This is a genomic window from Microcoleus sp. ARI1-B5 (assembly GCF_036705795.1).
Taxonomy (GTDB): domain Bacteria; phylum Cyanobacteriota; class Cyanobacteriia; order Cyanobacteriales; family Microcoleaceae; genus Microcoleus.
On the sequence record NZ_JAUBVK010000047.1, the window covers coordinates 37,779 to 48,686 of the forward strand.

At 49.4% G+C, this 10,908-nt stretch carries 8 protein-coding genes and 1 pseudogene; 4 read left to right on the forward strand and 5 right to left on the reverse strand.

The window, feature by feature from the left end:
• Nucleotides 1-67 precede the first annotated feature (67 nt).
• Both QUB63_RS33295 and cobT read right to left on the reverse strand, forming a co-directional pair.
• Entirely contained in the window at nucleotides 68-259 is a 192-nt protein-coding gene (locus tag QUB63_RS33295) for a hypothetical protein (protein WP_332949664.1), read from the reverse strand.
• Nucleotides 260-307: 48 nt separating this feature from the next.
• On the reverse strand, nucleotides 308-1,417 hold the full coding sequence (cobT, locus tag QUB63_RS33300; protein ID WP_332949665.1) for a nicotinate mononucleotide-dependent phosphoribosyltransferase CobT: 1,110 nt from the start codon (nucleotides 1,415-1,417) through the stop codon (nucleotides 308-310).
• A gap of 72 nt (nucleotides 1,418-1,489) precedes the next feature.
• Here cobT and QUB63_RS33305 point away from each other — a divergent pair, with 72 nt between their 5' ends.
• Nucleotides 1,490-1,873 (forward strand): hypothetical protein, encoded by a 384-nt coding sequence (locus tag QUB63_RS33305; RefSeq protein ID WP_332949666.1) that lies wholly within the window; start codon nucleotides 1,490-1,492, stop codon nucleotides 1,871-1,873.
• Nucleotides 1,860-3,039, forward strand: a pseudogene (locus QUB63_RS33310) (RNA-guided endonuclease InsQ/TnpB family protein). Before QUB63_RS33305 ends, QUB63_RS33310 begins: the two are co-directional and overlap by 14 nt.
• A gap of 47 nt (nucleotides 3,040-3,086) precedes the next feature.
• Here QUB63_RS33310 and QUB63_RS33315 read toward each other — a convergent pair.
• The 3 genes from QUB63_RS33315 to QUB63_RS33325 form a co-directional block, all read right to left on the reverse strand.
• A complete protein-coding gene (locus tag QUB63_RS33315) occupies nucleotides 3,087-3,842 on the reverse strand; it encodes a DUF2232 domain-containing protein (protein ID WP_332949667.1) in 756 nt (251 codons plus the stop codon).
• Nucleotides 3,843-4,018: 176 nt separating this feature from the next.
• The gene (locus tag QUB63_RS33320) at nucleotides 4,019-4,516 is read right to left on the reverse strand and encodes a universal stress protein (protein ID WP_332949669.1); all 498 of its coding nucleotides are present in this window, start codon (nucleotides 4,514-4,516) and stop codon (nucleotides 4,019-4,021) included.
• Nucleotides 4,517-4,605: 89 nt separating this feature from the next.
• Entirely contained in the window at nucleotides 4,606-5,316 is a 711-nt protein-coding gene (locus tag QUB63_RS33325; RefSeq protein ID WP_332949670.1) for a Crp/Fnr family transcriptional regulator, read from the reverse strand.
• A gap of 263 nt (nucleotides 5,317-5,579) precedes the next feature.
• On the opposite strand from QUB63_RS33325, the gene QUB63_RS33330 reads away from it, so the two are divergent.
• Nucleotides 5,580-5,885, forward strand: a complete 306-nt coding sequence (locus QUB63_RS33330) for a hypothetical protein (protein WP_332949671.1) — start codon at nucleotides 5,580-5,582, stop codon at nucleotides 5,883-5,885.
• Between the two features lie 539 nt (nucleotides 5,886-6,424).
• On the forward strand, nucleotides 6,425-10,777 hold the full coding sequence (locus QUB63_RS33335; RefSeq protein ID WP_332949672.1) for a hypothetical protein: 4,353 nt from the start codon (nucleotides 6,425-6,427) through the stop codon (nucleotides 10,775-10,777).
• Nucleotides 10,778-10,908 lie beyond the last annotated feature (131 nt).

The window sequence follows — 10,908 nt, forward strand, 5'->3', positions numbered from 1 at the left end:
GGCGATCGGGCATTAATCAAGAAAAAAAATACAAGTTGCGTTGATTTCGGCTCGTCTACTTATACAGTCATTCCAGAGAGTTTTTTGTCTCGCACAATTCACAGTAGGAATACTGCATCAAAGCGAGATATTGTGTAGAAGATTGTGTAAATTTGCAAGCAGCAATGCTACAGAAAATGATATAATTATTCAGCCAAAACAAAGCTAGTTGAGCAGCAAAACCCGGTTCGCAGCTCGATCGCACATCTGAATTTTTCATATTTAATTCCTCGGATGCCGGGACGCACAGAAAACGAAAAACCCGGTTTTAATGTTTAATTTCGCACCTGCGCCGTGCTAAAGCTTCAACAGCTTGGAGGAGTTGAGTAGGAGTCCAATTAGCAGCTAGCCCGCTGGCGATCGCACACGAGCCGGCACCGACACCCTCCTTCACATACCCGCGATCGTAAGCTTGCAGTTGCGGGTAACGAGAGCCAGCAAAACTTAGCTGTGCAGCCAACAGAGGCACACCGCCGATCTCCTTAGCGAGTCCTGCGGTGTCCCCTGTGGGGTCTTCGGCTACCCAGCGCGTAGTCCCCACCGCGACTTGCTCGGGACGCCATAACAGATCGTATTCCCGGGCTAATGCTTGCATCAAAGCGTACACTGCCAGCATTTGCGTGCCGCCAGCCAAGAGCACCCCGCAACTCCGACTCGCGGCGATCGCCATTCCCGCCACCGCTATCTGCATCGGATCGCCCACCGCCGCCACCAAATCCAGGGGAGTGCTATTTTTTATGCCAATTTCCCACCCAGCATTATTTAGTCCCGCTGTCACCGCAGCCAATTTTTGAGCGTGATTGCAGGTAGGGTGAGAACTGTTAACCTTACCCGCCGCCGCAATACCCAAACCCATTAACACGCCCAAAGCAGTAGTCGTTCCCCCAACTACGCACTCCCCTAAAATTAAATAGCTGCCATTAGTTTGGGCCGCCAATTTAGCTCCCCAAATTAACCCTTGTTCCAGCAAATGTTTGACTGTTTCGAGTTCCAAAGCATTCCCAGAAATCAGACACTTTGCCGCAGTGCCGCCCAAATCAATTGCAGGTACTGGAGGCGGGAGGGGCAAACCTGCATTAAACAGGTAAAGGGGAATTTCCAAAGCTTCGACTACAGCGCGAGATATCAGTACCGGCGAGGCACCGGCTTCTAGGGGCGGCAAAGGATACTGCGGCGACGGTTGGGGGCCGTTGTACAAAAATTCTGCATCGGCCAAACAAGTAAATTGTCGATCGCGCGGGGTTGCTCCTGCTGCGGAAATCCCCGGAATTAAGCCAGTAGCAGTGAATCCTAACACGCAGGCAAATATCGGTTGCTGTCCCCGATAGCGATCGAGCCACCGCTGGCCGAGTTCAATTTCTGTATAAATACGAATCATAATTAGTCATTAGTCCTGCCGTCATTAGTCAGTAGTCAGTAGTCAGGGGGAATTGGTAATGGAGAATTGGTAATGGGAATTGGTAATTGCCGAAAAAACCAGAAAGAGGTAAAGCGGATAATTTTATTTTTTTCCTTCCCTCAACAGCCATCAGTTAAATCACTTACAAAATCTTTCTTCCTTCTTCCTTCTTCCTTCATTCCTTCAGCTACGCTGGTAGACAAGTATTCCATCTTCGGTCAATTCGTTACATCCGTTACATCCCGTACATTGCTCGTTGCCGAACTTCCTTCCGATTACCGGAAAACGAGAGGAAAGCCCCGCGAGTTGCATCACGGGGATGAACTCGGAGTAAGGCTGTCTTCCGCCTACAATCTTTTGATTTTCCTTGTCGATTCATTATTTTTGCGCTATAATGGTCAGCGTAAGACATCAAGTTCCAATGCTAGTTTTTGAGTTCAAAACCTACGGAAAACCCAAGCAGTTCGCAGCTATTGATGACGCGATTCGTACTGTGCAGTTCATTCGGAACAAGTGCATCCGAAGAATGGATGGACAATCCGAAGACCAATAAGTACGACCTGAGCAAGCAAAGCGCGATACTAGCGAAGGAATTTCCTTTTGCAGATGAACTCAACTCAACAGCCCGTCAAGCGGCAACCGAACGCGCTTGGTCGGCAATTTCCCGATTCTACGACAACTGCAAGAGTAAGCTATCTGGAAAGAAAGGTTTTCCTCAGTTCCAGAAAGATAATAGATCGGTTGAATATAAAGTGTCGGGATGGAAACTAGCTCTCGATAGAAAGTCAATTGTCTTCACCGATAAAAAGGGGATAGGCAAGCTGAAGTTGAAAGGGACTCGAGATCTGAACTTCTACCAACCCGATCAAATCAAAAGGGTTCGATTGGTAAAAAGAGCGGACGGCTACTACGTTCAATTTTGTGTGTCTGTTGAGCGCCATGAAGTCATCGGGCCAACTCATCAAACCATTGGTTTAGATGTGGGACTAGAGAGCTTCTACACCGATTCATTAGGAATTAAGGTTGAAAATCCTCGGTTCTATCGAACAGGAGAGAAGAAGATGAAGCGGGCACAAAGGCTCGTTTCTCGCAAAGTAAAAGGCTCTAGTAACAGACGTAAAGCTAGGGTTAGATTAGGACGAGTTCACCTCAAAATAAGTAGACAGCGTAAAGACCATGCCATCAAATTGGCGCGGTGCGTAATCACATCTAACGATGTAGTCGTCTATGAAGATTTGCGGATTAAGAACATGGTTAAGAATCATTGTCTGGCTAAGTCCATTAGTGACGGGGGCTGGTATCAATTTAGAGTTTGGTTAGAGTATTTTGGGCGGGTATTCGGACGGATCACGATTGCGGTCAATCCTGCCTATACGTCGCAACAATGCTCTAGATGTGGTGTTGTGGTTAAGAAATCTTTGTCTACGAGAACTCACGTTTGTCAATGTGGATGTACATTAGATCGCGACCACAACGCTGGCATCAATATCCTCAACTCAGGGTTGGGTACTGTGGGACACACAGGAACCTTTGCGCTCGACGCAAGCAACGCTTCTGGAGAATCGACCTCTATCTTAGTTGGCCGGGGCCTGCTAGGGTAAGTTGGCTCGCTGAGAGAAGAATCCCCCCGATTCATCGGTGGGGAGTGTCAATCTTCATAATCGATTAAAACTTGCACCCAGCGCGGCGGCCGCGGAATCGCATTTCCCAAACGATCGAGCAGCAGCAAAGCTACTAAATGCACTACAAATAAATAGACAATATTGTTAACCAAAATCATCCCGGCGGCGATCGCCCCAATAGTGCTCAAACTCGGCACGCTCAGCCAGCCCAGCTTCACAAACACCCATTCCACAATCTCCGTTACCTGAGCGGTTACGTAAACCCAGAGATCTTGACCCACCAAAGCTGACAGCAGCCAAAACTTAAAAAAGAAGCCGACAGTACCAATTAACGCACCCACAGCAACAGACAAAGACCAACTCGCTTTGCGCCGCCAAAGTCCTCCCAGCGCAACTCCCATAACTCCAAAAGGAATCACGTATAAAATGCTCCGCGTCGGGCCCATGAGTACCGACAGCAGCAAACCGGAAACCAAAGCTGACATCCAAGCGGCTCTGTTGCCCCAGCGCAGGTAAACTAGGGCAATGGGCACCGGGAAAAACACCCGCAGCAACGGGCCCAGCGGAAAGTAATAATTGATCAGCCAAATCAAGCTAGCGGTACTTGCCAAAAATGCCGTTTCTACGAGCCTCAAAGGCGCTTCCCCAGCGGCTGGCGTTCCCGGATCTGGATTTGGGCGATCGCCCGCCATTGCTGAAAAAGCGGCGGTTTGCGGCTCATTATTGGTACTGGGTGAACTGCCCGAATTAGACGCGGCATCTGCTGACACAAAATCACTCATCCGATTTTAGATTTTAGATTTTAGATTTTACGGGACTTGCGCACTCTACGGTTGATTCCCGGTTTCACTGTTTCGATGCCTTGCCGCCAAATTTAATATTGCTCGCAGAAACCGGGCTTAGGTAAGAACGCCAGTCTTATTTTAGATTGATGTTCTCAGGAAAATTTTGGGCCGGATCATTTTTGGGCTTTGACTTCCTGAATTACAAATACCGAACAAGATGCGTGGTGAACCACATAATTGCTCACACTGCCGAGGAAAGCTTCTGTGAACCCCGTGCGGCCGCGCCTCCCCAATACTATTAAATCAGCGCCCCAATTTTGGGCGTATTCACAGACACAGTGCCCCGGATCGCCGTCCATTTGGCAGTCAAATTCCGCCTGCAATCCTTGTTTGGCTGCGGCGTCGCAGTAATTTTTCAGCAAAACTTCAGACTGTTTTACCTCGCTTTCCAGCCGCAAACGTTGAGCTTGGTAAGCTTGATCCATTAACCCGACATTCATCCCCAAATCTACGGGAATTGGCACTGCTGTCTCGCCCAGGGAGTTGACAGTAACGCAGTGAAATAGCATCATCTCGGCGCGATCGATCAGCGCTAATTCTAAAGCTTGACTGAAGACGCGGTGGCCGAGTTCAGAATCATCTACGGCGGCGAAAATTTTCTTAAAACTCACAGCTTTACCTCCAGCGGGAAATCATCAATATCAGTTAGTTAACAGAGAGTGCTTTTGAATTAGATTCAAATTAGCAATCTCTGATACTTCTAGACTAACAGACGCTCCAAGGCGTGTAGGTCGGGAATGCACAAAACGTCACGTTCGCGCTGAATTGTTCCTTTTTTTTCCAGCTTGCTCAGCACTCGGGTTACTGTTTCCCTAGCCAGCCCGCTGAGGCTGCTCAATTCTCTGTGCGGTAGGTTGGGAATTTCTGTACCTCCTGTGGACATGATTTTCCCTTGCCCTTCTGCCAAAAATAATAGAATATCTGCTACTCGCGAGGTACTGTCAGACTCTCGCAAACGCAGGCGGCGGTTGACTTGCCGCAGGCGGCGGGCCATCAGTTGAGCTAGCCGAATGCCTGCGAGGGGTTCGGTATGAATGAGCTGCACAAAATCTTGAGCTGGCATATTGCCGATCAGTGTCGGGGCTAGGGTGATGACATCTGTCGATCGCGGTGCTTCTTCGATCGCGGCCATTTCCCCGAACAGTTCTCCTTTCCCTAAAATATTCAGTGTTACTTCTTTTCCGTCTAGGTTGTAGGTGCGAATTTTCACCCAACCATCCAATATAAAATACACTGATGTTCCCCAGTCATTTTCGAGTAAAATCACTTGATTTGACGGATGACTGCGGGTAACGATGTGGACAGTTGCTCTCTCGATTACAGGATCGGGCAAACCTGCAAAAAAAGGAGTAGAAACTATCAATTGATTTATATTGGACTGCGGATCTCGGGTGTTAAAGCGGTCTTCCATGAGGCCATCATTTTAATTTATGCGCTTGAGCTGCGCTGGGCAGTTAGAAATAGCTTGCAGCCGAGTCATTCGATTTTAGATTCAAGAAAAGAGATTCTAGTATCTAAAATCGGCAATTTTTACCTCTAAAGTTTTGCGGTCGATCGCTCTAATATGGGAATTAATAGCCTCAAGTTCTGATTGCGAGCTAGAAACTAAAGACTATACCATAATTTTTTAGATACATACCACCGAGCAAATTTTATTAACAAAATTTTAGCAGCGTGGCAAGCTCAAGAGTGCCGATCGAGTTACCGAAGACAAGCACGGTAGCGAAGACAAGCTTAACACTGCTGAGAGATTTCTTGTCAGCCGACCCCGCAGTCGATCGGTCCCAGGGACAAGCACAAGTCAGCACACCGCGCACACAGCGACCAAATCCGACTGCAACTGCCTGGAACAAGTCAAATGTCAGCACTACCAGGAAAATCCACGGCCATTCCCAGCCTAAAGGTTGGCGCTCTTGGCAACTGAAACCGACGCAGTTTCCAGCAACTTTTTATGCTACCCCGAGATTATTGTACCATTAATCTCTAGTCATCAACACAGATAAACAGCTATCATAAAAGGTTGGTCAAATCGAGTGCACGGGGACAATCCCGAATCCCGGAATCCCCAATCGCAGATTGTTTGAGGTTGTTTCCAAGTCTGTGAAAGAGCGAGACACAACTTGACCGTATTACCTGACGAGAGACAGGCGCGAACTGCCACCGCCCCAAACTCCGGGTGACGGGTGGGGCAGTTGCACTTTCCAGGCGATCGCAGCTATCCCTCTGGGGCCCAATCGCCTGGAAACTACCCGGAAACCAGGAAAGCAACCGCAGAATTTGAGAGCACTTGCAGTCAACACAAGCGGGCATTTGATGCGGAAGTACCGGCTAACCTATCATGGGCAATAGAAGTCATCCGAAGGCAAAAGCAAAAGGTTAATTCAAAGTTGTCAGAAAATATTAGTCAATTATTGATGGACTCGCATTCAGATTATTCTATCTATTGGCATAGCTGCCGCCTGACTTCAATCTTTTTTCAATAAAGTTTATCCCTAGCCGCATTCCCAGAGGTTCCGCCCTTGAATTCTCAGAAGTACAAAATTCAAGCACTGATTGCTGAGATTGACGAGGTACTCAGCAAGCCCGCCCCCCGCTTGCCTTGGACCAGTTCGATCGATACTGTCCACCAGCGCCAACTTTTAGAGCGAGTTCGCGCTTATCTGGTTTCCCCAGAGTCACAGGTAGCAGCCCGCAAGGGGCCCCCCAGCCCAAATGTCCGCCCGCAACCAGTTCCAGTCCCTAAAGTGCCACTGGTGGCCGATCGCCCCTCAGCAGCAGATCAAATCATGCTTGCCGTAACCGGAGAAATCAGCAACCTGCGTTCAAGCCTGACGGGGCCCCTCCAAGAAGACATAGAAGCTCTGCGACAAGAGCAGCAAGCTCTAATTCAAGAAATCAAACAGCTAGAAGCAAAACGGCAGCAGCAACAATCCCTAGCTCAGCAACAAGCAAACCAACAGCAAATCATTTCTGAATTTTTGCAGGTACTGACAGACCGCTTGGAAGAAACCTTGGATCGCGATTTGTCCCAAATTCTCGGTAGCCTAGAAAATCAGTTGTTGCCCAGCAGTGGAGCACAATCGCAGCAATCGGGTTTAAACCCACAAACCTCAGAAGAACACCCGCTGCTGACACCCGCTCAGAGATTGGAGCAAATGCAACGGTTCCAAGCTAGTGCTGACAGTCTGCTGATGAGGCTCGATTCTACGATGGGTATCGTGTTCGAGGCTTTGGAAGCAAATCTGCAAAGCTATCAAGCTTCCTTGGGACAAGGACTCGAAAATATGTATGGTTTGAGCCAGCAGAGCGAGGCAATGTTAGCGACTTTTGTCAACCACTTGGCCGCACAGTTGAGACGAGAAGCCTCTTCTTTCGTGCAGCAGCCGATCGCCCTGGCAAATCTCGAAACTGCCGAACCAACCGCTGCCGATCGCTCTGGTGCCGCCAGCGCCCTCTCAAATACTGCGATCGATCCCTCAGTCGCTCAGATGCGTGAAAATCGCAGCGGCGAACTCGGGGAACAAGACAGATTGCCCTACGCGGGTACTGAAATTTCTCCGCAATTCGGACAGTTGAGGCGCGATCGCGATCGTTTTGAAGCCCCAATCTCGATCCTTGACTTGGAAGATAATTTGTCCGGTTCAGCACCGGCAAGACCTCGACCTGCAACTCGGTTTCCCGGCGCCGAGCCGGAAGATATGTTAGCAGAAAATGGCGAAAATGTTGAGGATTTGTACGCGAGTTTGTTCGCAGGAGAAGCCGTCGCCGAACTCGAATTAGAACAGGAAGATTTCACGATCGAAAATACTGAAAGTGCAGCCGAAATTGAAACGGCACAATCTCAAACAGCAGATTATGAAACTGCCGAACCCCTAAATAATGCCGAAGATTTGTTTGTAAATCTGCTGGATGAAGGCGAATCGCTGTCAGATTTTCTAGTAGCTGAAGATTCGGAATTCGTAATCGGTAATTCTGCCGAGGCTCTAACTTTAGATACTCAAGATTTATTTGAACCGCAAGTTGCAACAGTACCATCCGTTTCAGAACCGTCAGCCCTAAGTTCGATCGAGGCAACATTACCATCCGTTTCAGAACCGCCAGCCCTAAGTTCGATCGAGCCGCAACTTGACTTGGACGATCGAGAAAATCTAGAAACAGCTCAAAACCGAGGCGATCGTTTCGACACAGATGCTGTGCCTCCACCGCCACGGGAGCCGGACGCGCCAGCTTTGAGCGTGCCTGCTGAAATTAGCCCGAACCAACCCAGCGGCGGGCGTGTGCCGAGTGCCCGCGATGTTCAAACTGGCGAGTTTGGAACCTCGTCGCAGGGGATCGGTGATGTGTACATCCAAGCTTCGCCGGACGAGGATTTGCTGCCGGTTGAGGCATTAGAAGATGACCTCGATCGAGCTCTAAATTTGGATAACAATACTCTGGAACAGTTGGAGACAGACCTCTACAATCTGGAGGGATTGGAAAATAGCAGATCCGGGCGATCGAATTCAAGTGCGGTTAACAGCTTAGATTTTTCGGCGAATTCCCCCTCCGGCGGTGCAGAAAATCCCTTTGCGGAGGCAGCAGAGGAAGAACTCGGCACGCTGGAGGATTTGTTCTCCGATGTGTTGGAACTCTCATCAGAGGATGAACCTTTTGTTTTGGAGGACGAACTTGAGGATGATTTGTTTGCTGAGGAAGACGACTCGAAGTTGACGCTAGACGAGATTTTGGCGAGTTTGACCGACGAGACCGATCGAGAAGACGCCCAAACTGCCCAAACCAACGAACTGCCGTCAAGTCCTCGAGAAAGTCAAAAAAAAAACCTAATTTCGACGGAGAGTAAAGCCGGAGTTGTTGAGGGGAAAACCGACTTGAGCGAGTTTGCTGTTCCACAGCAGCATTCTATTCCAGGTGCGATCGCACCTTCATCCTCTCAATCCCAAAAACGCCGGAATTCTCGCTGGTATTTGGGCATAGATTTCGGTTCCTGCGGGCTGTCGGCGGCTTTGCTCGATCGCGAAGAAGGCCAATTGCACCCGATCTACTGGGAAACACCGCAGGCTCAGGGCTCCGCAGCGAGCGCGAGCTTTCGGATTCCCTCGGCTGCGGTGCTGGAGGAAACAGCCTCAAGCGGCAAAAGCGGCCCGCAGGTGACAGTAAAGTCGGTGGGATTGCGGCAGTTGGCTTTGCCTGCAGGAGAATTTTTACTGCAAAATTTTAAATTGCCTTTAAAGGTGGGCATTCCTTATCAGCGGGCAACTGCTGGGATGTACGAACCGCTGTTGCAGTGGTCGCCCGATCGGGCTGTGTCGATCGCCCTACCGCTGCACGGTGTGCGGGCGCTGCTGGCTACTTTGAATCCTCAGCTTTCGGGGCAAAAATTTGGCGGAGCGGGGGAAGTTTTGGATTCTGCAATGGCGGCGAATTTTGCGGCCCGGCCAGTTTCTAATTTAATCTGTAAAGCTTCGGGACTGACGGCCGAAACTCTGGATGCGGCGCTTTTAGACTTGCAGGGTGTAATTTTGGGGACTCCGGCCGGCTGGGGAAATGCTTATCGGTTTAACCTGCGGGAGGCTGTTTTGGGCGCGGAGCTGGTGGCAGAGGGTTCGCAAATTTTTGTGGTGCCCGATGCGATCGCTACTTTAATTGCTGCTGTAACTCCTGTCAAAAATTCCACAGAAGTGCAATCTTCGGCGCCCGATTCTGTTAGGGGCGAACTCGAAGAAGCTGCACCGCTAACTGTAAATGCTTCGTCTTTTAGCGGGGGAACTTTGATTCTGAATGCCGGGGCGGTGACGGTGGAATTAGCTTTAGTTGAGTTGCCGTCCCATCTGCAAGATTTAACTCGCGCTGATTTTACTTGCCAAAGTTTTGATGCGGCTGGCAATGCTTTCGATCAGGATATTATCTGTCAGTTGTTGGCGAAAAATGAAACTTGGGGAATGTCGATCGATTTGCCGCGTCCGGGGCATCCAGATTTACCGAGCCGCTATCAATTGCAGCAGCGGTTGCAAGGTTCTGCTTTTGGCCTGCAATTGTTGGACGCGGCAAGGCATTTGAAAGTTATTTTGCAACATCAAGAAAGTTTTGTTTTGGATATTGGCCAGCAGCATTGGGATGTGAAGCGTAGAGATTTGGAAAGTCTGGTTTTAGTGCCTTTTGTACAGCAGTTGAATCGCGAATTGAATGCTTTGCTCAGCCGCGCGGGAATGTCGCCGGCGGGGATTAATCAGGCGATTTGTGCGGGGGGCATGGGTGCTTGGCCTGCGATCGCCCGTTGGTTGCGCCAAAAGTTGCCGAATGCGATCGTCGTTCAAGAGCGGGAATTGGAGGTCGATCGAGATATTTCTCAAATTCACAATTTTGCATTAAATTCTGTATTTCCAAGCACAAATTATTCAAAAACAAGTGGTCGAGTTGCCTGCGGGTTGGCGAGTTTGGCTCTCTATCCTCAAATTTTGGATGTGCCGCAGCAACAGTACAGCGACTTTTGTCTGCTGTGGGAATTAATGCAGGTTTTGGGCGCTGAAACTCAGAGCTTTGAGAAAATTTTGCAGTTGTTGGAGGGCCAGGGCGTGAATACCCGCACCTGCGAACCCCGGATTCTGGGGATTTTGTCAGGAAAATTGCCGGGGGGACTTTTGCCGGAGGAGGAAGATTTCATGCTGCTAGCCGAGGAGTCGAGGCAAAATCCCGATTGGGAAGCAATTTTGGCCGAGCCGCTTTTCTTTGAAGATGTCTCGCGGGGTTATCGCTTGAATATTGAACACGCCTCTGTTGTTCGCGAATATTTAGGAAAACTCGCCTCTAGCAGCCAGCAAAAATTGTTAGAGCCGCTAACAATTGCTTGGGATGTTCGCACGGATAACGGATAGTATAGCAGTTGACAGTTGACAGCTTGTCAGTCAGCGCAGTCGTTGGGTTGACCGCTTGACAGTTACATATGGGAATCAAACCGTTTAGGGTAGAGGGGTCTCGGGTTCTATTCATGAGGTTATCGGTAGTC